Origin of the sequence: Bifidobacterium bombi DSM 19703, assembly GCF_000737845.1 — a bacterium.
GTDB classification, from domain to species: Bacteria; Actinomycetota; Actinomycetes; order Actinomycetales; family Bifidobacteriaceae; genus Bifidobacterium; species Bifidobacterium bombi.
Genome location: NZ_ATLK01000001.1, coordinates 1,124,322 through 1,149,611, shown reverse-complemented (window position 1 = coordinate 1,149,611; position 25,290 = coordinate 1,124,322). Strand labels below are relative to the sequence as shown.

Annotated in this window: 18 protein-coding genes; 10 read left to right on the top strand and 8 right to left on the bottom strand. The window is 55.0% G+C overall.

Features of this window, described 5'->3' with window-relative positions:
* Positions 1–313 precede the first annotated feature (313 nt).
* The 4 genes from valS to BBOMB_RS04360 all read right to left on the bottom strand — a co-directional run bounded on the left by valS (position 314) and on the right by BBOMB_RS04360 (position 6,472).
* Positions 314–3,151 carry a valine--tRNA ligase gene (gene valS / locus BBOMB_RS04375; RefSeq protein ID WP_044087009.1) on the bottom strand — a complete coding sequence of 946 codons (2,838 nt, stop codon included), beginning with the start codon at positions 3,149–3,151 and terminating at the stop codon, positions 314–316.
* Positions 3,152–3,341: 190 nt separating this feature from the next.
* Positions 3,342–4,925, bottom strand: a complete 1,584-nt coding sequence (locus tag BBOMB_RS04370) for an ABC transporter substrate-binding protein (RefSeq protein ID WP_052377454.1) — start codon at positions 4,923–4,925, stop codon at positions 3,342–3,344.
* Positions 4,926–4,970: 45 nt separating this feature from the next.
* Entirely contained in the window at positions 4,971–5,642 is a 672-nt protein-coding gene (nth, locus tag BBOMB_RS04365) for an endonuclease III (RefSeq protein ID WP_044087010.1), read from the bottom strand.
* On the bottom strand, positions 5,639–6,472 hold the full coding sequence (locus BBOMB_RS04360) for a winged helix-turn-helix transcriptional regulator (protein ID WP_152570129.1): 834 nt from the start codon (positions 6,470–6,472) through the stop codon (positions 5,639–5,641). The genes nth and BBOMB_RS04360 overlap by 4 nt, the downstream gene beginning before the upstream one ends.
* A gap of 277 nt (positions 6,473–6,749) precedes the next feature.
* Here BBOMB_RS04360 and BBOMB_RS04355 point away from each other — a divergent pair, with 277 nt between their 5' ends.
* Positions 6,750–7,535, top strand: a complete 786-nt coding sequence (locus BBOMB_RS04355) for a hypothetical protein (RefSeq protein ID WP_044087011.1) — start codon at positions 6,750–6,752, stop codon at positions 7,533–7,535.
* Between the two features lie 134 nt (positions 7,536–7,669).
* Here the strand turns inward: BBOMB_RS04355 and BBOMB_RS04350 are convergent, their stop codons facing one another.
* Positions 7,670–8,236: a manganese efflux pump MntP gene (locus BBOMB_RS04350; RefSeq protein ID WP_044087012.1), complete on the bottom strand. Its 567-nt coding sequence runs from the start codon at positions 8,234–8,236 to the stop codon at positions 7,670–7,672.
* 294 nt (positions 8,237–8,530) lie between these two features.
* Between BBOMB_RS04350 and BBOMB_RS04340 the strand changes: the two genes are divergently transcribed.
* The 3 genes from BBOMB_RS04340 to BBOMB_RS04330 are packed head-to-tail and all read left to right on the top strand — an operon-like array spanning position 8,531 to position 11,056.
* A complete protein-coding gene (locus BBOMB_RS04340; protein ID WP_044087014.1) occupies positions 8,531–9,499 on the top strand; it encodes an SIS domain-containing protein in 969 nt (322 codons plus the stop codon).
* Between the two features lie 2 nt (positions 9,500–9,501).
* A complete protein-coding gene (locus BBOMB_RS04335; RefSeq protein ID WP_202961854.1) occupies positions 9,502–10,350 on the top strand; it encodes a PfkB family carbohydrate kinase in 849 nt (282 codons plus the stop codon).
* The gene (locus BBOMB_RS04330; protein ID WP_081867291.1) at positions 10,337–11,056 is read left to right on the top strand and encodes a GntR family transcriptional regulator; all 720 of its coding nucleotides are present in this window, start codon (positions 10,337–10,339) and stop codon (positions 11,054–11,056) included. Before BBOMB_RS04335 ends, BBOMB_RS04330 begins: the two co-directional genes overlap by 14 nt.
* 320 nt (positions 11,057–11,376) lie before the next feature.
* On the opposite strand, the gene BBOMB_RS04325 is transcribed toward BBOMB_RS04330, so the two are convergent.
* Positions 11,377–11,871, bottom strand: a complete 495-nt coding sequence (locus BBOMB_RS04325; protein ID WP_044087016.1) for an inorganic diphosphatase — start codon at positions 11,869–11,871, stop codon at positions 11,377–11,379.
* A 425-nt stretch (positions 11,872–12,296) separates the two neighbouring features.
* Here BBOMB_RS04325 and BBOMB_RS04320 point away from each other — a divergent pair, with 425 nt between their 5' ends.
* Together BBOMB_RS04320 and BBOMB_RS04315 are read left to right on the top strand one after the other, a co-directional pair.
* Entirely contained in the window at positions 12,297–12,752 is a 456-nt protein-coding gene (locus BBOMB_RS04320) for a WhiB family transcriptional regulator (RefSeq protein WP_052377452.1), read from the top strand.
* A gap of 311 nt (positions 12,753–13,063) precedes the next feature.
* On the top strand, positions 13,064–13,423 hold the full coding sequence (locus tag BBOMB_RS04315; RefSeq protein WP_044087017.1) for a DUF1516 family protein: 360 nt from the start codon (positions 13,064–13,066) through the stop codon (positions 13,421–13,423).
* Positions 13,424–13,911: 488 nt separating this feature from the next.
* Here BBOMB_RS04315 and BBOMB_RS08060 read toward each other — a convergent pair whose 3' ends face one another.
* Both BBOMB_RS08060 and BBOMB_RS04295 read right to left on the bottom strand, forming a co-directional pair.
* Positions 13,912–14,118, bottom strand: a complete 207-nt coding sequence (locus BBOMB_RS08060; protein WP_152570110.1) for a DivIVA domain-containing protein — start codon at positions 14,116–14,118, stop codon at positions 13,912–13,914.
* Between the two features lie 967 nt (positions 14,119–15,085).
* On the bottom strand, positions 15,086–16,531 hold the full coding sequence (locus tag BBOMB_RS04295; RefSeq protein ID WP_044087024.1) for a catalase: 1,446 nt from the start codon (positions 16,529–16,531) through the stop codon (positions 15,086–15,088).
* A gap of 897 nt (positions 16,532–17,428) precedes the next feature.
* Here BBOMB_RS04295 and BBOMB_RS08415 point away from each other — a divergent pair.
* The 4 genes from BBOMB_RS08415 to BBOMB_RS04270 all read left to right on the top strand — a co-directional run bounded on the left by BBOMB_RS08415 (position 17,429) and on the right by BBOMB_RS04270 (position 25,210).
* A complete protein-coding gene (locus BBOMB_RS08415) occupies positions 17,429–17,557 on the top strand; it encodes a hypothetical protein (protein ID WP_269146618.1) in 129 nt (42 codons plus the stop codon).
* A gap of 1,152 nt (positions 17,558–18,709) precedes the next feature.
* A complete protein-coding gene (locus BBOMB_RS04280) occupies positions 18,710–21,814 on the top strand; it encodes a hypothetical protein (RefSeq protein ID WP_152570111.1) in 3,105 nt (1,034 codons plus the stop codon).
* 177 nt (positions 21,815–21,991) lie between these two features.
* Positions 21,992–24,055, top strand: coding sequence for an isopeptide-forming domain-containing fimbrial protein (locus BBOMB_RS04275; RefSeq protein ID WP_044087031.1), 2,064 nt, complete (start codon positions 21,992–21,994; stop codon positions 24,053–24,055).
* 150 nt (positions 24,056–24,205) lie between these two features.
* The gene (locus BBOMB_RS04270; RefSeq protein WP_052377451.1) at positions 24,206–25,210 is read left to right on the top strand and encodes a class C sortase; all 1,005 of its coding nucleotides are present in this window, start codon (positions 24,206–24,208) and stop codon (positions 25,208–25,210) included.
* Positions 25,211–25,290: the final 80 nt, after the last annotated feature.

The following is a 25,290-nucleotide window of genomic DNA, read 5'->3' as shown; positions in this document are numbered from 1 at the left end:
CCTCATCAAGGTTGGGGCAAACGGCAAAACGGATTGCGTCAGGGGGCTGGATCAATGATTGGCGGACGTATGGAATCGGGGAATCCTCAGTGATGAGATCTCTTCGAAGAAGAGGCTGAAACGATTCTGCCGGATCATGAGGTGCATTGCCGGGCGTCTTCGCAACAACATGTTGGGTAAGATGCCCATCCGTGAGAGGGTGAGGCATCCACCTGGCAATGGAACATCTTGGGGCACAATTTGGTTTATACGGGAAGGCGCCCGCAGATAGCAGGCGCCTTCCATAATGATGCTCAGAGGATGTTCGGCGGTGTCACTTCTTCCTAACCGGAGGTTCACCGAGTTGGAAGTCGGTGACGGTGACGTCCTCATCATCGCTGGAATCATTGTTGTTCATGGTTCCAGGTGTTGCCGGAGTCGCTGAAAAATCCGGGTCGGTATTCGAATTCTTCTCTATCGCGCCAGTCCCGCCGGTCACCTCAACGGTCAATGGACCGGTGACACGTCCAGCCTCAGCGATGTCGTCAAGTGTGGCCTGAACGGCACCAACCCCTGCTGCCGGTACTGAAAGCGTTGCTTTCAGTACCGGAGTCTTCATCGAGACCTTCGCCTGTGATTTCAGACCGCGTAGTTCAGCGAGTGCCTTGCCGGCCCAAACAAGCGTTTCGGGTTTGGCCGCTCCCGCGGCCGCCCTGTACATATCGGGCTTCGGCCAGCTGGACGTGTGTACCGATCCCTCGCCAACGTGCATCCAGTGCCAGACTTCCTCCGTGGCGAATGGAAGATACGGTGCCAGAAGGCGGGTGAATGCCTCCAGCCCAAGCCCGAGTGTGGTTCGCGCCGATTTCACCGCCGTCTCGCTCGGGGTTCTTCCGGTGCTGTCCGCAGTGCCATACGCCCGGTTCTTCACCAGCTCGATGTAATCATCGCAGAATTGCCAGAAGAACGTTTCGATCGTCTCCAGAGCCTTCGAATGTTCATAGGAGTCCAAGTCGGACGTGGCTTCATCGATCACGCCGGACAGGCGGGCCATGACGGCTCTGTCAAGCGGTTCCGTCACATCTGCCGGGTTCCATAGGGCTGTGGCGGGTTGGCTCACATGATGGTTGTCGTCCTCCCGGCCGATTGCCAGGGCGAATTTGGCCGCGTTGAGCAGCTTCATGGCCAGGCGTCGTCCAATTTTCATCTGGCCCTCGTCATAGGTGGCGTCCAGGCCGAGACGGGCGGAGGCGGACCAATAGCGGACCGCATCGGCGCCGTACTTCTGAATCGGTTCATTCGGCACCACCACGTTGCCTTTGGATTTTGACATCTTCTTGTGGTCCGGGTCGAGAATCCAGCCACTTAATGTGGTGTGCCGCCAAGGAAGGCACTTGTTTTCCAGGTGCGCACGGTCTACGCTGCTGAACAGCCAGGTGCGGATGATGTCCTGTCCCTGGGGGCGCAGATCCATGGGGAGCGTCGAGGCGAAGAGATCTTCGCTCTCCTTGCCGTCCTCCGCCCAACGGGTCACGATCTGTGGCGTCAAGGACGAGGTCGCCCACGTATCCATGATGTCTTTTTCAGCAGTGAATCCGCCGGGCACGTCGCGCTGGGATTCGCTGTAGCCTTCAGGCGCATCGTTCGTGGGGTCGATGGGCAGACGGTCTTCGCTCGGCGTAATCGGATGATCGTAATCGGGCTTGCCTGTTTCATCCAAGGGGTACCATAACGGGAACGGCACGCCGAAGAAGCGTTGACGGGAGATCAGCCAGTCGCCGTTGAGTCCATTGACCCAGTTCTCGTAACGCACGCGCATGAAGTCCGGATGGAATTCCAGCTCCTTGCCTCGTTCCAGCAGCTGTTCCCGCAGCTTCATGTCGGTGCCGCCGTTCTTCAGGTACCATTGTCTGGAAGTGACGATTTCCAGTGGTTTGTCGCCCTTTTCGTAGAAGTTCGTCATGCGCTTGGTAGGTGTCGGCTCACCTTCGAGGTCGCCCGATTCGCGCAGATGGTCCACGATGATCTTCCTTGCCGAGAAAGCGGTCTTTCCCTCGATCTCCTTGAATATCTCGCGGCCGGCTTCGGATTCGATCCAATCAGGCACCTTGGCAGTGATGCGACCGTTGCGTTCGATGATTGAGCGTGTCGGCAGATTCAGATCGCGCCACCATTCGACATCGGTCACGTCGCCGAAGGTGCAGCACATCGCGATGCCGGCTCCTTTGTCCATTTCGGCTGCGGGATGTGCCAGAACGGGCACCTTCACCTTGAACAGGGGAGAATACACATATTGTCCGAAATATTTTTTGTAGCGTTCGTCATCGGGGTTGGCGATCAACGAAGTGCATGCGGCGAGCAGCTCGGGCCGCGTGGTTTCGATATAAATGGGAGTTCCATCTTCGAAACGGAAAGCGAGCTTATGGTAGAACCCGGGGTATTCGCGGCTTTCAAGTTCTGCCTGGGCGACCGCGGTCTGGAAGGTCACGTCCCAAAGACCCGGGGCGTCCTTCTGGTAGGCCTCGCCACGTTCCAGATTCCTGAGGAAAGCCTTTTGCGCCACACGCTGCGGGTGCTCCCCGATGGTGTGGTAGGTCTGCTTCCAATCCACCGAGAGTCCCAACGAACGCCAGAGCTCTTCGAACTGCCTCTCATCCTTCGCAGTGAGTTGCTCGCACAGTTCCACGAAGTTCTTGCGGCTGACCGGCACCTGGTCGCGCGCATCCAGCTTCTTGCCGTCGGTCCCTTCGAACGGCGGCTTGAAATCCGGGTCGTATTTCAGCGAGGTGTCTACACGAACGCCATAATAGTTCTGCACTCGGCGTTCGGTGGGCAGACCGTTGTCGTCCCATCCCATGGGATAGAAGACGTGTTTGCCCTTCATGCGCTGATAGCGCGCCACCACATCGGTGTGGGTGTAGGAGAAGACGTGGCCGACATGCAGGTGGCCGGAAACCGTGGGGGGCGGGGTATCGATAGAGTAGACCGCATTGCGGTCGGGCTTTCCGTTACCGTCGCGCGGGACTCCCGTAAGGTCGAAATCGTAGGTTCCCTCTCTGTCCCACGCCTCGCGCCACTTGTCCTCAAGCCCGTCCACGCCCGCACGGTCGGGGAGCGCGGAAAGATTGGCCTTGATGCCTGTGTTGTCGCTGTTTGAGCTCGTATCTGTCATAAGTCATAAGTCTAGAAAACATTCGTGACATGAGACTGCGCCAGGCTCCGTCCTCTGGAGCCGGTTGTGCCTTGCCTGTGTGCAGCCGAATCCTGCCGGACGAGGAAACCAGCGATCGGTAGACTCGGGTGGACGGACCCTCAAGGTTCACGATGGCGCGACGGCAAGAAACAGTAAGGCCGGCAAAGATTCAGGTCGTCGTCAGGTTCTCAAGTGGGAGCCGCTGATTGACGAGGTTGGTCGGGTATCCGTGCGTCTTGGCCGTGGAGACCACGATGCTGTGTTCGGTGTACAGCCAGCAGCATGCGCTATCCTGGCTTACCGCTCTGGCAAATGTCTGCATTCCGGTCCGGTAGGATTCGTCGCTTCTGGCCTGCTGCGCAGCTTTGTAAAGCCGTTGGACGTCGCCGTTCTGATAGCCGAAGGCCGAATTGGCGAAGCTTCCGGCGTCCCCCGTCTGGTCCATTTCGGTCAGCGCCAGCGAATAGTCCCCATCTCGCAGACGGTTTGCGAACTCGCCGTCATCCAAGGTCTCCAAGGTGACCTGTAGGTGCGACTGGTTGATTTGACGCGCAAGCTGTTGTCCTAATGCGGAGTACCTCTGTGGGACGATGAATTTGGGCGTCCCCACATAGCCGGGGCTGAAGAAATCGATGTCCTGTGAGCCTTTGGCCAAATCATGGGGGAAGAGCCCGCTGAGGTCCTCGTATCCTGGTTCCATAGGGCCTATGGGTCCGCCGAGCACTTCGTCGGCTTCAGGGTTGCTTTGTACGAGAGTCTTGGTGTCAACGATGTAACGCAGCGACTGGCGTGCCCGTGCGTCCGAGAAAATGGAGCGGCCGTCGTTGTTGAGCGCGATGAGGAGCTTTGACGTGCTTTTACCCAGACTGACCTTCAAGGACTTGTCCGATTGGAAGGGCTTCGGTGAGTCGCCCGGTTTCAGGACGGCGAATTGGATCTGGTCCTCATGCAATGCTTTCCTCAACGAATCGATGTTGTCGTAATACCGTAGCGTCACCTGTTGGGAGGCCGGCTGTTGACCCCAATACAGCGAATTACGCGTGAGTGTGATCGAGGAGCGGGGTTGGAAATCCCTTACCGTGAAGGGCCCGGACCCCAAGGCCTTCTTCGCGTAGTTCGTCCCCGTTTCCGAATCGTAGACGATGCCTGAACTGGTCGACAATGCATATAGAAGTCGGGGATTGGGCTGGCTAAGAGTGATGACCACGGTCGATGGCGCCGGATTGGAAACGGTCTGCAGGTTCACCAGTCCGTTCGCATTCGAAGCCGCGCCGAAGCTGTTGATTTGCTGCTGGATTGAATACACGACATCGGAGGAGTCCAAGGCGTCTCCATTGGAGAAGCGCATTTCGGTGTTGAGTTTGAAGGTGTACTTCAACGCATCTTTCGAAATCGACCAACTTTTCGCCAAGCCGCTTACGGGTCTGTTGTATTCGTCCCGGGAGAGGAGGGTCTCATAGACGTTGCTCACCAACGCCTGGCGTAATGCCGTACTGTCGGGGTCTTCGGGGGTGGTCGGGTCGGTGCGGTCATGCGTATTGCGGGTGTCGAGCGATGAGGGTCCCGTTCCGTGGATGCCCACGGTGGTGGATGGACCCATGTCCAACGAGGGCATGGCCGAGGGAAAGTTGTGGTGGTTGATCTGCGACCAGCCGAACCACAGCAGTGCGGACAATGCCCCTGTAAGTATTACGAACGTCAGAGCCTGCTTCATTGCGGATGCAGCGTGACGGTCTTTGATACGTTCGGACATGCAAGCAATTGTAGTTTGAGGTGCTGAGCTTCAGCTGAAAGTTTGCTAAATGCTTTCCGCTGAAGGGCAGGTCGCGCGCAATGGGCAGTCCGCGCAAGCCGGTTTCCTTGCGTGGCATGTGGAGCGGCCGAAAAGGATGAGACGGTGTGAGAGGTTCGTCCATTCCTTGGGTTCGAAATATCCGCAGATCTCATTCTCGATGTGCACCGGGTCCGGATTCGCCTTCCGCCAATCCGTGCGCCATCTCAGTCGTCCGGTGACTCTGATGACGTGGGTGTCCACCGGGAATCCAGGGATGCCAAAGGCGTTGCCGAGCACCACGTTGGCGGTCTTACGCCCGACCCCGGCCAAAGTGGTCAGATCGCGCATGTTGGCTGGTACCTCGCCTGCGAAGTCATCGACAATCTGGTTGGAGAGCGTAATGATATGCGATGCCTTCGCGTGGTAGAAACCCACCGGATGAATGATGCTCTCAACGGTTTCGATCCGGGCCTCAGATAGCTTTTCGGGCGTGCCGTATGAGTCGAACAACTCCGGGGTTACGCTGTTGACCCGCACATCCGTCGTTTGTGCGCTCAGCACCGTGGCCACCAGAAGTTGGAATGGGGTGGTGAAGTTCAAGGCGCATCGAGGTTCCGGTATGGACGCTTTCAGTATGCCGTACTCGTCATGCATTCTGCGGATGCGTTCCTGCTTGGTTTCGTTCGTGCGTTTCATTGCGTGCCGTCGGTCATACCGTTTTTCTGTCCTGTCGTTTTCTTTGCCAAGGTTCGTCCGTGGCCGGCGGAATGGGCTTCGTACTCTGAAGGCTCCGAGTGCTGGGCGCCGGTGGGCCCTTCGGCGTGTGCGGTTGCCCCGTTCTCGAGGCTCCCTTCCGCCGGGTCGAATCGGTAGCCGACGTTGCGTACAGTGCCGATGAGATGTTCGTACTCGCCACCAAGTTTTGCCCTCAGCCGGCGAATGTGGACGTCCACCGTACGTGTGCCGCCGTAGTAATCGTATCCCCAGACCTCCTGCAAAAGCTGGGCGCGCGTGAAAACGTGGTGGGGATGTTGGGCCAGGTATTTCAACAATTCGAATTCCTTGTACGCCAGGTCGATCGGCCTGCCCTTGAGTGTGGCCGTGTAGCTTTTGGGATCCACGACCAGATCGCCGCAATGGATGTGGCCTGTCTGGTCCACCTCATCGACGGAATTCGATGATGGTTTCGGTAGGGAGCCACGATTCTCCCGGGCCAGACGCAGCCGTCCTTCGGTTTCGGCTGGGGAGGCGGTGTCGATGATGATGTCCGAAATGCCCCATTGGGCGTTCACCGCTGGGAAGCCGCCTTCACTCACCACGAGGATGATGGGCACGTTCAAATCGGCGGCGTGGATGAGGGAGCATAACGTCTTCGCACCGGCAAGATCCTGTCTGGCATCAAGGAAGAGTATCGTCTCATCCGGTAGCTTCACCAGACTGGCCGTGTTCAAAGGCAGTACGCGTACACGGTGTGAAAGCAAGGTCAAGGAAGGCAGCACGACCGCCGGATCGGAGGCCGACGTCATCAAGGTTAGATCAAGCACACCGTCCTCCTTTTTGCAACCCCTCAACGTAACCCGCGTGTGGTTCCCGTCACCGCGAAGCGATGTCTATGGGGAGGCCTCTTTCACGGTATCATCACATGCAGGAAGCCATCAATCCCTTCAATGTCCAAGATGTATTCGGATGGCCGTTGTGATTCGATTGTTTTATATTCTAGCCGTAGGTTGTGGACACGTTCCGCTAGCATGAAATCAGGAATTGCGAGTTGTTGTGTGACTACGGCCGTTTTCGGGAGGTTTCATGGAAGACGATAGGGCTCAAGGCAAGGTTGGTGTGGGCGTCGCCACCGGTTGGAGGGGCGGTTCGATCGCCTTGGCCCATGCCGTGCTTGCAGTGCTTGTGGTTGTGGTCATCATGGTGATGCGGCTGTTCTTGGATTTGCGCTCGCAAATATGGCTGTGCTCGTATCTGGCCTTGGCGCTTTGGGTTTCGTCCGTGGTCTTCTGCCGTCCGTTGTACGGGTCGGCCGCTGACAGGATTGTGGGCGTCCTCGGTGCGGGGGCGTTGCAATTCGTGGGTCTGATGGGTCTGCTTGATGCCCTGCCTTTCTTCGGTGAAGGCGTGCGCACGTTGGACTTCTCACGCTCGCAGGTCACCCGACTGTCGCGTGCCTGCGGAGGTTGGGCGCAGGGTTTGCTTGTGGTGTTTGTGGTGTTTGTGGCGGCTGGATTTCTGATACAGATGCTGCGGCGCGAGCGCAAAGAGCTTGTGGTCTCGCTCTCCCAAAACGTTCTCGCCAATGCCGCCGCCGCTTCGAGCACCGGTTGGGCTTTTCTTCCGGTCGTCCTGTGGTACGTATGCTCTGCGCCCAGATCAGGCAATGGCATTCCTGATTACCTGGCGCTGATCGCCATTGTCGTTGCGGTGGTTCTCACGGTTCTGCTGGTGGTTGTTTCGTGCCGGTCGACTGTTGCTGCCGCAGGTCGCCGTCATGCCGACGTCGTTTTCGCCGTTGGGCTCCCATTCATGTTTTCGGGGTTGATCGTCTACGTGCTGGCTACGGTCCTCATACTCTCGCTCGCATGACCGTTGCGCGCCGGCCGCGCCCATTCCAAAGGGCGTAGGACTTTTTAGGGAAGTCGTATCGACGTGGCGGTGTAGGTGATTACCGGATGTGTTCGCCTGGAACCCGTTTCGTCGTATCACCGACTGGGTGCCTTTCAGGCGATGAAACCGAGGTGTTCCAGCAATACCTTTAACCCCAAAAGGATGAGAATCACACCGCCCCCGATTTCCGCCGGTTTCTGCCAGCGGGAGCCGAACATGCGGCCGATGTAGAGGCCGGCCGCGGAAAGGAGACCGGTAACAACCCCGATGACTGCGACCGCCAGCCAGAGACTGATTTTCATCAGGCTAAGGCTGATGCCGACTGCGAACGCATCGATGCTGCATGCCACTGCTAGCGGCAGCATGTGCCGCCAATCGAACTGAGGGGTCTCCTTTGTGTTCGTCTTGTCCTCCTCCTGTGCCTCACGAATCATGTTGCCGCCTATGAGCAGGAGGAGGATGAAAATGATCCAGTGGTCAACCGCCTCTATATAGGTGCCGATGAGGCTTGCCAGGAAATAGCCAAGAACGGGGAACAACGCCTGAAAGCCACCGAACCAGAGCGCTGTTTTCAATACATCGATGCCTTTGAGTCTGCGCACGGTAAGCCCTTTGCCAATGGAGATGGCGAACGCATCCATGGATAATGAGACCGCAATAAGCAGTATGGTGACGATCATTGCTTGCCCTCTTGCTCGGTTTTCATCGCGGAAGAATGCGTCGTCCGATTTCGTGTCATGGCTCGGAACGTATACGGCGGCGCATCTTTCCGGTTTCTGAAGATTGTAGCGTACATGGGTGATAGGCCTTTGGCGCCGACATATCGTGCCAACGCCATTGCCTGATCTGTCTGGCTTCCGGCGAAGGAAGGTCGGGGCGACAGGACACGATCGTGGAACTTGTCGTCGTTCATGGCGCATCGTGCAGTAACATAATACGTTATATAACGTCATATAGTGGAAAGAGGGTCTGGTATGGATGTCCAAAAGACGGTGAGTCAGTTGTTCGCTGACATGGATGGCGCGATCGGTGAGATTTATTTCGTGGCGTGTGGCGGCTCCTTGGTGGATATGTACGTCTCGGATTATGTAGTCAAGTCCGAGTCCAAAACCCTGGTCAGTGGCTTGTACACCGCCAATGAGTTCGTCCATGTTCCCCCGGCGAAGCTCGGATGCCATTCAGTGGTCGTACTGTGTTCACACAGCGGAAGCACCGCCGAAACCGTCGAGGCGGCTCGTGTGGCGCACCGTGCCGGAGCCCGCACCATAGGATTGACATATAACAGGAAAGCCGACCTTCTGGAGGAATCCGACTATTCGTTCATCTACGAATGGGGTGATGAAAAGCGGGTGCATGGCAATCCGATGGCGTTGATGCTCGATTTGACCGTCTTGATTATTGACCAAGCTGAAGGTTGGCCGCAATTGCCGGCTTTCCGTCGAGGCATGGACATCATCGACGACGTGGTGGGGAAGGCCGAGGATGCGGTCGTGCCCCGCGCCAAAGCCTTTGCCGAACGTTACCGGGATGAAAACATGTTCTATGTCTTGGCCTCCGGGGCTTCCTACGGCCACGCCTACGGTTTTGCGATCTGCTCGCTGATGGAGATGCAGTGGCTTGACGCGGCGCCGATTCACTCGGGTGAGTTCTTCCACGGACCATTCGAGGTGACGGACAGGGACACCCCGTTCATTCTCGTCATGGGCTTGGGGCGCACGCGCGAATTGGACGAGAGAGCCCTGAGGTTTCTTAATGAATATGCGCACAAGGTCGAGGTTGTTGATGCGAAAGAATTAGGGCTCGATGTCATTGATGATTCGGTCAGTGAGTTCTTCAATCCTATCCTGTTCTACAGTGTGCTGAGCAAATACCGTCAGGCGCTTTCGACGGCGCGCAATCACGGTCTGGATGTTCGCCGTTACATGGGGAAAGTGGAATACTGATTATGACGGGTGTCATCAAGGTCCTTGGTCTGGGCGACCAGGTGGTCGATCAGTATGTGAATCTCGCGGTCATGTACCCTGGTGGAAACGCTTTGAATTTCGCGGCGTTCGCGAGGAAACTGGGGTATGAGGCCTCGTTCATGGGCGTTTTCGGTGACGACAGGGAATCGCGTGTGGTGAAGGCTGCGATCGATGCCATAGGCATCGATCGCAGCCATTGCCGTACTGAGCACGGGGTGAACGGTTGTGCGAAGGTCGCCATCATCGATGGTGAACGGGTGTTTCTCGGCAGTAATGAGGGCGGCGTCAGCAGTGAGAAACCCCTTGATTGTTCACAGGCCGATTTCGATTACATCGCTTCGTTCCGATTGGTGCACATGGGAATCTGGGGACACTGCGATCATCTCCTAAAGGATGTGTCTGCCCTAGGGGTGCCGGTTTCCTATGACTTCTCCGATGAGTTCACGGACGAAACCCTCAAGGCGGTCGATTACGTCCAGTACGGCTTCTTCTCCCTGGACATGCCAGGTTATCGGGTGAAGGGTCTGCTCAAGCGTTTGTTCTCGCCGTCAAATAGGGTGCTCGTGGCCACGCGCGGCTCCCGGTCGACCATCGCCTTCGATGGTCGGCGTTTTTACGAGATGGCTCCGCGTGTGGTGAAGGCCGTGGACACGATGGCCGCCGGGGATGCCTCGCTCACCGCTTTCCTGCTCTCACATGAAATAGAGGGCAAGGGTGTTGAAGAGAGTCTGGCGGACGCCCAAAGGTTTGCCGCGCAGGCGGTCCAGTTGGAAGGCTCTTTTGGTTTTGGTGTGCCTATCCAGGGCGTGGAGGGGAATGAAGATGCTTGAGAGCGGTGTGGCAGTGCCGATGTATCTTCAGCTAAAGACGACCCTGCTTTCGCAGATACGTTCAGGTCGATACCGCCGGGATAAAAGACTTCCCTCGGAACCTGAGCTTTGCCGACGCTACGGAGTCTCGCGCATCACGGTGCGCAGGGCCATACAGGAACTTGTCGACGAAGGCTATGTGGTGAAGCGGCAGGGTAAAGGGACTTTTGTATGTGGTCACACCATCGATCGCAAGATCGCATACGTCAGCGGCTTCACCGAAAGCGCCGAGCAAGCCGGATTTGCGGTTTCCTCGACGCTGCTGAAACGAGAGGTGATTCAGGTTCCGGGGAGGATCACACGGCTTCTGGGTCTTCCCGACGGCGCACCGGTGCTGTACACGCAACGTAAGCGAATGGCCGACGGACGTCCGGTGATGTTGGAGAACAACTATTTCCCGCTGCCGAAGTTCGACTTCCTGCGTCGAAGCGATCTCAGCGGTTCGTTATATCGGTTGCTTGGCAGTGAACGCGGCATAGACCCCATCCACCCGCGGGAGACGTCGATCTGCATGGCCCTTGCGGACGAGAAGATGGCCAACACGATGGACGTGGTTGTCGGGACCCCTTTCTTCAAGGTGGACACGTTCATCTGCGACCAGCATGACGAACCGGTCCACGTAGGTCATCAGTTTTTCCTTGGGGAGCTGTACACATTCAAGATCTGAACGGTCTTCGTTTCGAGTGCACCCCGTGTTTTTCGTTTTTCAAGCGGAGTCTTGGGGACGCGCCGGGAGCAGGAATTCGCTGATTGGCTGCGAAGCGGCGTGAAGAGTGCGGCAATTACGCAATGCAGTGGATACGGGGAAGTATGCCTTGATGTGCCTCTTGGCTGTGATGGTTGTGTCAGAGGCATGCAAGCTACGAAATTGCCGTGGCGGAACTGGAACGTGGTATCCCGGCTTCGCCACGGCTTCAATATTGCTGCTCAGGGGCGTTCGTCATCGATGGTCGATCTTGGCTGATCGGCACCCAAGCAGGTGAATGCTCACTTCTTGGAGTCGGCCAGGCGCTGGCGTGAAGCCTCGATCTGCTTCTTGGCCTCGGCGACGCCGGTCCAGTAATCACCGGGCATGACTTCTTTGCCGGGCTCGAGTGCTTTGTACTGCTCGAAGAAGTGCTTGATCTCCGCCTTATGGAAGGAGTTCACATCCTCGATGTCCTTGATGTCGTCGAAACGCACGTCAGCGGGCACGCACAGCACCTTGTCGTCGCCGCCTTCCTCATCCTCCATGTGGTACAGTCCCACGGCACGGCATTCAACGACGCATCCGGGGAACACGGAGTTTGGAATCATCACCAATGCGTCGAGCGGGTCGCCGTCTTCACCCAAGGTGCCCTCGATGTATCCGTAGTCATCGGGATAGCCCATGGCTGTGAAGAGGGTGCGGTCAAGGAAGACGCGGCCGCTTTCCTGATCCACTTCATACTTGTTCTTGGACCCGCGTGGAATCTCCACGACGACATTGAACGTATCTGACATCTTTTCTCCTCTGTGGATGTATGTACTGGTTCAATCTATAGTCTAGCGCAGGTCTAGGCCGAATCAGTGCCCCTTGCTGTCCCGGTCATCCAAGCCCTCAGGGTTCTAAAAGCGGCCTATGCCCGTGGCTGATACGTGGCGATCAACCGCATCGTTGGAGGTGACGGTGTCGCCGAGGAGACGTGGTGTTGGTGAAGCGGGCGGCTACGGTCCTCTGTGTGTTTCAACCTGTCCACATCAGCGATGGGCTGGCCGCAGATGTATCCGGGTTATCGACATGTTTTGTGGATGGGTGTCCTGTTGACACGCCGGTGTGTGCATAAGGTCCGTCGATTGACCACCCGAGTTTGAATCGTTTGTCCGGCGTTGGGCTTGTGTGCAGACTGAAAGCGAATGGAGGACGAATTCCTTGAAAGGAGATTCAGATGAGAGTCGCTCAAGATGTGCTGCGATCTGACGGGGAGCTCGGTTGGTGCCGGGTCGTTCCCTCAAGGTTGGCGGATCTGCTATGGGGACTCGATGACCCGGCAGACGACGATGGTAGGGCTGGCTATGAATTAAGGCGCGCAGGGGTGAGAATCTGCGAAATGTGCCCGGTGCGCAATCAGTGTCTGGCCTTGAGCATGGTCAAAGAGGCCCAAGGTGGCATCCATGGTGGGTTGCCGCTCAAGGCTCGTCGTCAGTTAAAAAAGCAGGCGACCGCCGTCGGTATTGGGTTTGACGCCCGGAATGTCGCGATGACCACAATCGCGGTCAAGCACTGGCTTGACGACCGACCGGAAGAGATAGCGAAAGCTCGCGACGAGGAAAACACGCGTCGGCGTGAGAGGTATGCCCGTCGTGCACACGGGGCCGCACGGCCGTCTACACGGTCAGACTAATACGTTTTTGGTAAATTACAGCGATTGTACACCTTGATTCTCCACCACCTCGGTGGACGATGAATATCGCTATTCCAATACTCCGGCTCATTCTCTCACTATCGTGAGGAAAGGTTTGCTCATTTTCGCCCGTTTAGTATCGTGCAGTTTCATTGCGCCATTGCAATTTTGCTTTGACAGCCTGTCGTGTCGTCTAGTAACTTGGCTCATTCTTCGTCTGTTCCCATTGTGCTTCGGCTTTTGTGGTGGGTGTGGCTTGCTATATTGGACGACGAGAGGTTTGCGATATCGGGCGCTATTGGGAGGTAGGCATGGTTTGGCCATGGATGCATTTCGTTGGTGGTGTTGTGCTGATCGTCGCGGTGGCGGCGGGACTGCTGGGGTCGACTAAAATGACAAGGATATGGGCGATGATTGCCCGTGTCTGCTATATTCTCATCATCCTGAGCGGGGTGCTTATGATTGTGCGCAGTTGGCCCCATATCGAGTTGCTATTGGTCGTGAAGGTTATCCTGGCGCTCGCCATGATCGCCTTCGCCGAGATAGGCTTCGCCAAGAAGAGCAACGATGCCGTGTCGGCCGTGGCAATTTTGATGCCGATCGTGTTGGCGGTGGTTGTGTTGGCGCTTGGACTCTTCCTGACTCATGGCTTCCCGATCGTCATGGGTTGAAGCTAAGAGTGCGGGATTGAAGCCAGGGGTACAGGCTGGACATCGCGATACGCAATCCACGATTTGCAAATCAAGAAATGATTGTATGCGAATTCTTGTTACCCCTCTGACTCAATGGTTGGAACAGCATCCTTTAAGTCGTGGGTTGTCGGTTCGAGTCCAATGGGCGTCAATCAGTGTCTCGGCTTGATGTAAGCCGAGGTGTTGCATATCTGCAATATGGGTTGTGTGGCGTATGGATCCACCGATGTTCAACGGATCCACTCCGGAGGTCGCCATAGGTTGGTCAAAGGTGTCAGATTTTGGTGCCACGAGCGGATACTGCCTACCGTCATATGCTGACGCGCCACAAGTTCTCATGTTGGTTTCTTCAGGCCCGGTATCCGAGCATGAACGACTACCATCCATCGCTGCATTCACCTCATTTCATGCCTATGGCTGACTGCCCTAGGCGGCGACGAGGTGATTGCCGACCTGCAGGCATCCGCTCAGACCTTATACTCTTCCCGAAGTGCGCTGGCGGCCTCCCTCATGAATTTGTCAACATCATCCCGCTTGTATCCCTCGGCAAACGAGACCTGTTTAAATTGCATGCCAGCGACCTTTTCCGAACTAATCACGTGAGGGTCCGCACCGTGTTCCAATCCCTTGAACTCGTCGTGGATGAGATCGCAAACTTTGTCCACATCATCCATGTCATAGCCTGACTTGAAATAAACCGTGGAGAAATAAGTCTTGTCGACCCAATACGACCGAGAGACACCATGCCTGCTTTGCGCAGGCCGTGCATTTGGCTGAACGGAAGCCTTGGCAGCTGGCCTGGCCTCTGAATGAACCATAGGCATCGGAGGGGCACTTGCTGAAAAGGGGCCATCAAGAGAGGTAACCGTCTCATCGGTCAGTTGAGACTGCTCACCACCGTCGATAGGGACCTGTCCGTTGTCGCCGTCGAAAATCGACTGATAACCGGTCTTCGGGCTTTTCTATTTTTCGAACCGAAAAACAATCCCACTCTTTCCCTATCGACGGCTTACAACACTATTATGCATCTTCCAGTTTACCTTCAGATACTTAATGCCTACTCTGTATGACTGTAAGTTGCTCAAGATGCGAGACTCCGTGCTTAAGATCTGGGATGTAAAACTCGAGAAGGTATAGGCGGCCATGTTGAGGCAGGAGCGATGATGTGTAGGACGGCCAGGCGGTCGTCGATTCGTTGCAGGGCATACATAGCCTTTGAGCTGAGGCAGTGGATCGCCGAATTTGCGTTCGGTGATGCATGCCGACCAGATATTTGATGTCAGGTAGCGTGAGCTTGTGGTATTGGGAAGCCTGGTGCCTAGGGCTTCACCTAACCTCAGCTGGAGATCCACATTGCCGCCGCCTTACATGTGGGGCTGACGCGGACGGAGGTTGTTCAGGCCGTCCTTGAGACGGTGCCGTATGTGGGGATTCCCGAGGGTCATCAATAATGCCGTCAATGTAGCCAGAACCGTTTTGCCATAGGAATGTCCCTGATACAGTTGGTACTTGGGCAAGCCCTGAATCAAGGCGTACCCAACCTCGTACAGGTGCCTTGCTGGCATAACTGACAGGCGCAGTGAATTCAAGCGAGCAAATGGTGGCAAGATTTTTCTTGCTCCGAACGAACTCCGAGTCCGATTATTCGCGTATGTCGTCCAGAGGTAGCCCCAACGCCTTGGCCACGCGCTCGCCATAGTCACGATCAGCCTTATAAAACTGTCTGGTCTGTAGGATTTTGACTTGCTCACTTTCCACGGTTCCGAGGGTGTTGTTGATTGTTTCTATCAGGCGGTCCTTTTGATCGGCCGACATGAGCCGATACAGATCCCCGGCTTGAGAGTAATGGTCCGTTTCATAAGGCTTTGAATACACAGTTTTGCCCTTGAGTTGGTCCGGATGCATACGGGCGCTGTTGTCTTCCACTGGGCCATGGAGCGAATTCGGCTCATAATTGACCGAGCCGTCCTGGCCTTGCGACATGAATCCGTCGCGCTCGTAATTGTGCACTTCATTGATCGGCCGGTTGATGGGAAGTTTTTCGTAATTGGCTCCCAACCGGTAGCGTTCGGCGTCCTTGTACCCGAAAAGACGGCCCTGCAACAGCTTGTCTGGTGACGGTTCGATGCCGGGGACGAAATTCGCTGGTGAGAATGCTGACTCCTCGACTTCGTCGAAATAGTTGGCCGGGTTCTGATTCAGTGTGAACTCACCGATTTCGATGCGCGGGTAGTCCTTCTTGGAGATCGTCTTGGTCACGTCGAAGATGTCGTACTTGTAGTTGAGACCTTCCTCATATGGCAGAATCTGAACGTCTACCGTCCATGACGGGTAATCCCTGCGTTCTATGGCATCGTAAAGGTCGTGTATGAGGAAATCGGTGTCTGTGCTGGCGGTTTTTGCTGCCTGTTCATTGGTCATGTTCTTGACGCCCTGCTTGCTTACGAAGTGATATTTCACCCAGAATTGCTCGCCGTGCTCATTGACCCATTTGAACGTGTGAGATCCATAGCCGTTCATGGTTCTGTAGGAAGCCGGGTTGCCTCTGTCGCCCATCAGATAGGTCACTTGGTGCACTGATTCAGGAGAGCGAGACCAGAAGTCCCACTGCATGTCCTGCGTACGAAGATGGGTCACGGGGTCGCGCTTCTGAGAGTGTATGAAATCAGGGAATTTGAGTGGATCGTTGACGAAGAACACCGGTGTGTTGTTGCCCACGATGTCGTAGTTTCCCTCTTGTGTGTAGAAACGCAGAGCGAAGCCTCTCACGTCGCGCAATGTGTCCGGATAGCCTGCTTCGCCGGCGACCTGGGAGAAGCGGATGAGTATCGGTGTCTGCTTTCCTTCGCCATGAAACAGATCGGCCTTGGTGTACCGGCTCATGTCGCGCGTAAGCTTGAAAGTGCCTTTGGCTCCGGCGCCTTTGGCATGGACCACGCGTTCGGGAATGCGTTCTCGGTTGAAGTGCGCCAGCTTCTCCAGCAGCTGATAGTCCTGCATGAGGATGGGTCCTCGCTCACCTGCGGTCTGAGAGTGGTTGTTGTCGGCCCACGTCTGGCCCTCATTGGTTGTTAGCTTTGTGTTCATTGCATACCTTCATTCTTTGTCTTTCGCTGCGTGGTGGGGTATGAAATGGAACTTCATCGGTGCGGGTGGTGACGAATCGTATTCATCATATAAAAGGCCGTTTTGGGATGTCTCGTGATATTCCAGCCGGCTATCCATGGTAGGATATCGTTTCGCCCACCCCATCAAACCTCAGCAAAGCAGTGGGAAGATTAACTTCACATGTACTTTCATTTATAACGGTACACGGTAAAGCGCGCACTGGCCATATTGGCTTTAAGGATAATCGGTCAATTCGGCACCACCCTACTTGTGAGGCGCATTGAAATCAGAATGAATAAATAGTCGTTGAAATCGTTCTCATGATGCCATGATGGGACATGGGTTGTATTGGAAAGGTTTTAGGGGTTTAACCGGGGGAGCTACCCGTTCGTGCTTATACGCAATTTTGCGATCGAAACTACGTAACCAATTAACATAAACTCTTGATTTTTCTAACCATGGCAACAATCTCAATGATCATCAATGTTGAAGTAGATATCGGTGAGGCGTCCATGAAGGAAGTTTTAAAAGTAGTCGATAATTTGGAGTCCGGACTAAGCTTAAGGTGAATACCTTATCTGGAACGTCGTTGGATCTTATCGCGGTGCTTGTGCCTAACTTGGCTAATCCATCCTTCGTGGAACTGGTTGAACGGATAGAACATACAGTGTAGAGCAAAGGCTGCTACATGTATCTGTGTGACAGCGGCGGTGAGTGTTACAGGTTTGAATATCATTTGAAGTTCATAGAGCATATCCGTGCTCGTGAGGGCCATCGTCAACTCGCTTTCCGTGAGTAAGGATGATCTGTTTTGTTAAAAGGGAATTGCCACACTTACTTTGGATTGGGTCCAGCTCTGCCATCTGGATTTCTCCTTTGGTAGTGCATTACTCCCAGCACGGTGATTTCTTAGATGCAGTCAACTTCGTCAATAAGGCGGCGGCGATCAAGGTGAGTCAGATCGGCAACCATGACGCTTTCCCTGTTTTGGCGGATATGAACTGATTGTATGGGTTGATATGGGTTGATTGTCCGTAAAGCCAGAAGTATGGTGTATCCGCTTTCCTTTGTGTTCCATAAAATTGGAAAGCGGATGCCTGCTTGAATTCTCATTTGAGGCTGGGTTATTTTCCTTGTCTTTGTGCATTCGGAAGCGGCCATGTGTCGGTGTTTTTATGCTGAAATGGGCGAAGTTGGTCTGCTTTCTGGGAGATGTATGTGTGTGAATTTGGTTTCGAGCCCAAAGACTCCGGAATTCTTCAGTTGCGCCATGGGTCATATCGTGTGGTGGATGATTGTAGTGTGTGCGTTTGGAGTTATGAGGTAACTGATGCTTGAGACAACGTTCAGGTGGTTGCTGAAGTATTGCGGTTTGAATCAATATGTATTTATGGTTTTCAATACGCTGGCGTGTTAATCCGCCTGGCCCAGTCGGTCCGTACGTCTGCTCAGGTGTTTGACGGCTTGTTCGCTGATTGGCGTGCGCCGGGTTCGCTGCCGAATCTGCTTTGATGCAACGTGCTGATTCCATGTAAGAGTCCCAGTCCCTTTTTTAGTTTCGTGCTTTGCGTGCGTTCGCACGATGCGTTAACTTCGATTCCTGGAAATTAATACAGGAATACCGGCGTTTTTCCAAGTGCGGTCGCCCGGCCGATGGGAAGTTATGGAATGCAAATACATGTCGCGTCGGACGTATGTTGTATCAAACGTTTGCCACGTCGTGACATCCTGTTACAGGAAGAACTCAATGTGCTTTATATCATAATTAAGCTGAATAGTATATATTTATAATATAGAATAATATACATAACAAAATGAGGCAGATCTACTTCTTTTGTCTGATAAAAATATTGCAATATCGGGGTTTTGTAGATTTCATTGCCTCTCTGAATTGCTTTATGTTCCAAGGAATATAGCTAGTAGATGTCAAGTCGATAGAGAAAAAGAAGACATTTTTGTGTTCGCTATTTGGAAAACCTGTCAGAAAAATATGCAAGCATGAACTCCATCGCTGATCAAGTGGGCTGGACTGTCGCTCCGTTGGTCGGCGATCAGCATGAGCGATCAAAGGTTACCCGGTGAAAGCTTTGTTGAAACGATGGATGATGTGTCTTGCTCTCTGAGGTAAGCGGAAATTCTGTGCAGAGGTGATTTGTTGTGGGAAGGGTCTGTTCCATTCGGGCGGCCAAGGGTGCATTCCTTAAAAACGTCGTGGACTGCGCCAGACGGTTCGCAAGAGTAGCTTGCGCTGGGGCGGTGGCATTTGTCTGCCTGATCGGCTCCAATGTCGTTACGCCTTTTTCGGCTTTTGCCGATGGAAACACTAATGCGGATTTGTGCCCTACGCAGAGTGTAGCTGCAAAGTCAGATGACTGGAGGAAAACTGAATGCGCCACGAACCCTGATGGTGCCATACGTAAGCCGGTGCTCCACCGCATGCTTGCCATGAACAACAAGTTGGACACCCTGCGTGATGAGCTGCGCATTGATTTCGTGATGCGCGTTGCTCATGGTGAGGTCAATCCATATGGTACGACTCCCGAGACAATCGGAATGAAGCTTCGGTTTGACTTCGGCGATGGCGGTGTGGGTTTGGATGGTACCGTCTACCCTGACTACAACTACGTCGTTGGCTATAAAAACACGTACAGTGACCCTTCGACACCGGCTTCAGATACTGTCAAGAGGGCCAATACATGGGCTCGGAATATCGATGAATATTACACTATCCCTAAGATCATGCATGCGGGTCTTTACGACTATGTCGCCATTTCAATGCATGCGAATATCGATACACCCGATGAGCCAAATTTGTATTGGACTTCGAAGGACAAGGGAGGCGTCAGCACAAACAACGATGGTCATCCATGGAAGCAACATATCTGGGTCGAGGTCGGACCTCCAGCTATCAGTGCGATCAGCAATCTCTCTTCCACCATGGCGAGCAAGGGGCTTGCCTGGTCTGGTCCGACGGCGCTGAAGACCAATGAATTGCTGGCAGCTTCACCGTTGGTCGGTGATATGGCAGACAATGAGACGGTCATGGTGTATCCTGGCTCATGCTATGTTAGCGTCAAACATGGTTGCGACATACCCAACACTTGGGTGGGCTTCGACGCTTGGCCATCTTTATGGTCGCTTGGTCAGGCCAATTGGGGTATGATAACCGATAAGGGCATAGGCGGTTATATGTCGAGTATGGGCGGCATAGCGCATGATCCACCTTTGACTCAACCTGGTGTGGCGCCTCCGAATTCCTTCTTCGTCTCTTGGTACAACCCTGCCTTAGGGCTGGACACCAGCAATCCCTGCTATCAAGTAACCGGATTCAAATACCAGTGGATTGGGCTGAAAGACAACAGATGGGTGCCGGTAGATGCATTGACGCCGACAGCGCAGACCGTCACTGGTATGCCTGTTGCTGGTGCACTGGCGAATAGCGGTAGCTTTGTCCCGGTAGGTTTGAATGGCAAGGCCCTTGTCGCTTTCGCCAACAGGTCTTTCGATGCGGCTATCGCGTTCAACAGCAACGTCGATTACGATGGTGACCCCACATCCGGTCGTCTCATAGTGCCCAATGCGGGCCAGAGCGGGGTAGCCCAGGCCGCCGATGGCAGTATTGACTTCAATATGGCAAAGAGGCAACAGGGGCTGGACGGGTATTTCAAGTTGGTCACGTGGCCAATAGTCAATCAAGCATGCACAGTGGAAGATCCGTTGCGCAATCCAGATCCGGCTTCCGAAGGCATTACCGACGATTTGGCCAGAACCAACCCTGAAGCTGCGGAACAACGAATCAATCAGGGTTGGACGATGGATACTGCTTTCTTCAACTTTGACATCGTTCGACCCCAAGCCCCGCTCATTGATAGTTTCAAGGGCTATGCCAGCGCGAAAAGCCGTACTGTGAAAGGGACGGCCACCCCGGGTTACCTGGTGACGGTGTTCGCAGAGGATCCTGATAATCCCATCAACCCCAACAATCCGAATGATCCAAACACCAAGGGAAGGAAAATTGGCACGGTCAAGGTTAGCCCGACGACCGGTGACTGGAGCATCAAGGACATGGTAAGCGTCGATATTAGTAAGCAGGCACTGGTGCGGTACCATGCCTGGCAATCCGACGACACGTCAATCAACGTCACCTCCTTGTTCTCCAACATTGTTCCCGCGAATTTCCATTTGACCATGAACTCGAATCCTGAGATCAAACAGGTTTATGCACCACATACCGTCATGGCGAGCGATGGACCGGATTCAGGCAAGGCCAGTCTCCAGTTGGGTGGTAAACCCGCCAAAGTAATGATCAAGGGATCCATCAATTCCGCCAATCATAAGGAAGACATCCTGCGTGTATTCGCTGTGCCCTTAAGTGAGCTTGCTTCGGCCACCGCGAAGGACGCCCCCTCAAGTACGGGCGGTGGAGGAGAAACATCGCCATCGGGCGGTGATGATGACGATTCGGTGGCGTTGAATGGTCTCAAGGTGCCAGATAGCAAGTATCTGGTTGGAGATCTTTCGAATGGATGTTCTCAATCCAATATAACCCAGGTTCCAGGTTCTGGTACTGATGCTGCAGCCAATCCCGTCCAGTGGCAATCGGATTGGTCGTGCGCGATAGATCCGTCAGTATTTCCCACGCAGGACAATCCCAATGGCAGTGTTGTCTATTCGATTTATGCGGTTTTGCAGGACATTGATGGCGGAAAACCCGCCATTGGCCGCGTAGTCAACCAAGTGATTGACATGGTGCCTCCCGTTGTCAAAATTGCGTCCGCCAATCGCGTAGGAGGAGTGCGTGGGATTGTGAAGCTGCCTGAGATGGCGTCTTCTCCTGCGTTGCCTGACGATGAAGGCTACCGTGGGGCCGGTGGGTTGAACGTTACGTTGATCTGGCCTGATGGTTCAAAGTCAGTTCCTGTGAAGACAGAGAACAATGGCTCCTGGAAGGTACCTATTCCCGAGAATATGCCTGAGGGGAATGTAGGTGTTTTCGCAACGGATCGATCTGGTGTGTTCCAGCGGAAATACAACATCAATACTCCGGCTGAAAATCTGCCGATAGGTGCAGGTAATGACTCCAACCTCGTGACTTGCCGGATTGCCGACGTTCCACTTACCAATGCTTTGCCGTTCACCGGTGGGTTCCAGGTCGGTGAGCTTCTGCTTGCTGCGGGCATCGTGGTATTGCTGCTTGCTGTGTTCCTAGCGTTGCTCAGGTTCAAAAACTGTGGGACGAAGGGGTTGCATGCCATGCGGTGATGATCTGTATGTCATGCTAAGCACACCGTTCATTTTGTTAAGGGTGAATGGGTTCGTTCATTCGACTCATCATGCAGCGATTGAGAAGAGATTCAAGATTTGACTTCGAGTCTGTCGGCATGCATATCCGAGAAGTAAGAAGTCGTATTAGGAAATAAATAGGAAAGGGTATATCTCATGATGTTCCATGGGAAAGTTCGAAGGTTCGTGGGCGCAAGCGTCGCTGCGGCCTCTTTGCTGGCGCTGGCCCCGATGGGAATAACTGCCAATGCCGCCGATGCGGCGGATAGCGATTCCGCGCCGATTGCTGTTCCTGCAGCTGGTCAGTCCGGTTATAACGGAGAGATCATCACTATCAAGGGGGCAAACGCCGAAAATATGAAGAACCACACGTTTTCTGTGGTTCGTATCGGTGACTATGAGGATGCAGCGGGCAAGTCCGTTGCCGGCGGCGATGGTTCCGCTTCTTACCAGCTTACCAGCGTCTCAGTCGGCACCGATCAGGATGTTCTGACATTGGCGAACAACGCGCTGGCGGCGGCTCGCGACAAGAACGATCAGCCTGATTCCGCCTATGCGGGCAACCCAGTAGGCGAGGTGGCTGCGACGTGGCTTGGCTATGACGGCGGTTCAGAGAATCGTGACAAGGTCTCGAATAGCGGCAGCGATGCTGACGCCTGGGGCAAGAATGGCAACTTGCGTAGGTTCGTCACTGAACTTGCTAAGCAAAAGGATTTCCTTACCAAGCTTCAGCCGGTCACTGCGACGACCCTTGGCGACACGGCGACCTTCACCGTTGCGCAGCCTGGTCTTTATGTCATCGAAGATACCACGGAAGCGGCGAGCAAGCCCTCCAATCCTAAGCAGTCGATCCCCATGCTTGTCTGTACGGGCATCACCTCCGCCGGAAACAACTACAATCAGCTGAACGGCAGAACGCTGGGCGAGATCGCCATGAAGAATGATGACGAGCCTGGCATCAAGAAGACTCTTGACGTGGCCAACAGCGACATCGAAATTGGTGGAATCCTGAACTACAAACTTTCAGGCACCGTACCGCTGACCACCGGTTTCACCCACTACCTCTACACCATGGTCGACAGCCCCGTCCACGACGGCCTGACCTATATCCCCGACGATTCCGGCTCCGCAGCAACCCCCAACACCGTGGTCAAAGTGACATGGACCGATGCGGACGGCAAGTCGCAGAGCAAGACGTTGGTTCAAGGCACCGATTACCTCGTGCAAGCCATCGCCTCCACCACTGACAACGGATTGTCGACGGCACACGTGGTGTTCGACCTTTCTCCGGTTATCTGCTCCTTACAGTACAAGGCGTCGATTTCCGTGACCTATAAGATGAGGCTCAATGACAGCGCCCAGGACGGCCCAGTGCAGAACTCCGCCGCGCTGAGCTATTCCACCGACGTCAACCACCAGCCCGCCACGGATAAGGCCGTGGTCAACACCGACGGCACGATCGCCTCCGACGCACAGGACGGTGCGAACAACAACAGCACCGTGTCGACCACGACCCCCACGGACCCCAACCAGGGTGCCACCACTTACTTCCGCGATTTCAACCTTGTCAAGAAGTCCAAGGCGCTCGTTGATTCAGGCGCAAAGGATCAGACGCTTGTCGGTGCGGAGTTCCAGGTATTCGACGGGGACAGCAAGAATCCGATGTATTTCCGCCCCATGACCGACAATGGCGCTCTCGCCGTCCCGTCTTCTCACGGATCTTATAAGAAAGCCCAGCACCAGGATGGAAGCGACAAGAACGCCGTCACCACTCTTAGAGTGGCCGATGATGATGCTCAGTCCGCCATCGGCCTGTACAAGGGTATGCTCAAGGTTGATGGTCTGAAGGACGGGAGCACATACATCGTCAAGGAGACGAAGGCTCCGGCCGGCTTCTCCTCCACATTCCTGCCTATTTTCAAGGTCACCGTTCATGGTGCCACGGCTTCAGACAATAATGGCGGCTTCCCGAACGATGCCCAGTCCGTGACCACCAACACCGGTGATGCGTGGGGCTTGGTGAGGAAGAATTCCACGCCAACGCTTACCACCAATGCCGGCCATACCATTGACAACGCAATCGTGGTGCTCAACGTCAGCTCCATCTCTCAGCTTCCGTTGACCGGTGGAGCCGGAGTGATTTTGGCGCTCCTCGTCGTCGTGGTCCTCATGGTGGCTATGGGATTGCTTCTGCTGGCACGCCGTCGCCTCAACCGCTGAAGGCGCTAGGCGCGAAAGGATAAGTCGTAGTGAGGTGCGAACCTGCACCGAGGTTCGTACCTCATCGCTTCTTTGTTGATGGCTGCCGACGAATGATAGGCGGGGAACGGATGGTGCGATTGTCAAGCAAGAATCGTACGGGGTGAGCCTATGCCCCATAACGGCTGGGTGCCAGAAGGAGCATCGAGGCTCGCCGGGTCAGGGAAAGGCGCGACCGATGAATTCTGGTCCATCATCATGGACAGGAGCGGCGAGAGGGCTCGCCCCCACCGGTTCATCGTCCTTGTCGTTGATCTGTTGCTGGTCTGTTGCGGCATTGCGTTGGTCGTGGCCATCGCTTGGTTTCCGGCAAGGTGGGCCATGCATGCCTATGATGAGCGCCGCACGATGGATGCTGCGAACATCCGTGTTGCGAAGTGGCCGCAAGAACGGATCCTCGACGAATATCAACGGGCCCAGGACTACAATCGGCGCATCGCCTCTTCCGATCAGGCTGCTTTGGGGGAATACGCCGGTCCCTTTGATGCTTTGCAGGGGGGTGCAAAACCGCGAGACCAAAAAGACGGGGAATACCAATCGCTTCTGAACGACGGTTATGGGGTGATGGGTGTCGTTCATATCCCCAGGATTTCCGTGAAGATGCCGATTTACCATGGCACTTCCGACGAGGCTTTGCTGCATGGCGCGGGACATCTCTATGGAACGAGCCTGCCGGTCGGCGGCGAATCGACCAACGCCGTGCTGAGCGGGCATCGAGGTCTGAGCGACGCCCTGCTGTTCACCAGGCTTGACGAGCTTAAGAAGGGCGACATCTTCTATGTGGAGACGTTGAATCACACGATGGGCTATCGGGTGGTCGGCGTCCATGTCATCGATCCGGGGGACACCCGGTTCTATAAGGTCATGTCCGGGCAGGATATGGTGACGCTGATGACCTGTACCCCGTATGGCGTCAACACCCAGCGACTTGTTGTTACGGGCGTGCGGCAGAACATTCCCGACCCGATTCCCGAGCCCGGGCGTGCTAGGGGAGACTCACTGCTTGTAGGTTTGCTGACGTCGGTGGTGGTGCTTGTTGTTGGGTTCATTGCCGTGGCATTCGGGCACCGGCGCGGCTGCACGGTGCGGCCCCCGGTTCGTCACCGGAAGGTCTGACCGCATGCAATCAACGGCGGTTCAGCACCAGTGGAACTTGGCTTGTTGCTGGGTGAGGAGCTTGGCTTGCCGCCGACAGG

Coding starts and splice junctions, on each gene's coding strand:
- valS (WP_044087009.1), bottom strand. CDS start 3,151: ATGACAGATACGAGCTCAAACAGCGACAACACAGGCATCAAGGCCAAT.
- BBOMB_RS04370 (WP_052377454.1), bottom strand. CDS start 4,925: ATGTCCGAACGTATCAAAGACCGTCACGCTGCATCCGCAATGAAGCAG.
- nth (WP_044087010.1), bottom strand. CDS start 5,642: ATGAAACGCACGAACGAAACCAAGCAGGAACGCATCCGCAGAATGCAT.
- BBOMB_RS04360 (WP_152570129.1), bottom strand. CDS start 6,472: ATGACGTCGGCCTCCGATCCGGCGGTCGTGCTGCCTTCCTTGACCTTG.
- BBOMB_RS04355 (WP_044087011.1), top strand. CDS start 6,750: ATGGAAGACGATAGGGCTCAAGGCAAGGTTGGTGTGGGCGTCGCCACC.
- BBOMB_RS04350 (WP_044087012.1), bottom strand. CDS start 8,236: ATGATCGTCACCATACTGCTTATTGCGGTCTCATTATCCATGGATGCG.
- BBOMB_RS04340 (WP_044087014.1), top strand. CDS start 8,531: ATGGATGTCCAAAAGACGGTGAGTCAGTTGTTCGCTGACATGGATGGC.
- BBOMB_RS04335 (WP_202961854.1), top strand. CDS start 9,502: ATGACGGGTGTCATCAAGGTCCTTGGTCTGGGCGACCAGGTGGTCGAT.
- BBOMB_RS04330 (WP_081867291.1), top strand. CDS start 10,337: ATGAAGATGCTTGAGAGCGGTGTGGCAGTGCCGATGTATCTTCAGCTA.
- BBOMB_RS04325 (WP_044087016.1), bottom strand. CDS start 11,871: ATGTCAGATACGTTCAATGTCGTCGTGGAGATTCCACGCGGGTCCAAG.
- BBOMB_RS04320 (WP_052377452.1), top strand. CDS start 12,297: ATGAGAGTCGCTCAAGATGTGCTGCGATCTGACGGGGAGCTCGGTTGG.
- BBOMB_RS04315 (WP_044087017.1), top strand. CDS start 13,064: ATGGTTTGGCCATGGATGCATTTCGTTGGTGGTGTTGTGCTGATCGTC.
- BBOMB_RS08060 (WP_152570110.1), bottom strand. CDS start 14,118: ATGGATGATGTGGACAAAGTTTGCGATCTCATCCACGACGAGTTCAAG.
- BBOMB_RS04295 (WP_044087024.1), bottom strand. CDS start 16,531: ATGAACACAAAGCTAACAACCAATGAGGGCCAGACGTGGGCCGACAAC.
- BBOMB_RS04275 (WP_044087031.1), top strand. CDS start 21,992: ATGATGTTCCATGGGAAAGTTCGAAGGTTCGTGGGCGCAAGCGTCGCT.
- BBOMB_RS04270 (WP_052377451.1), top strand. CDS start 24,206: ATGCCCCATAACGGCTGGGTGCCAGAAGGAGCATCGAGGCTCGCCGGG.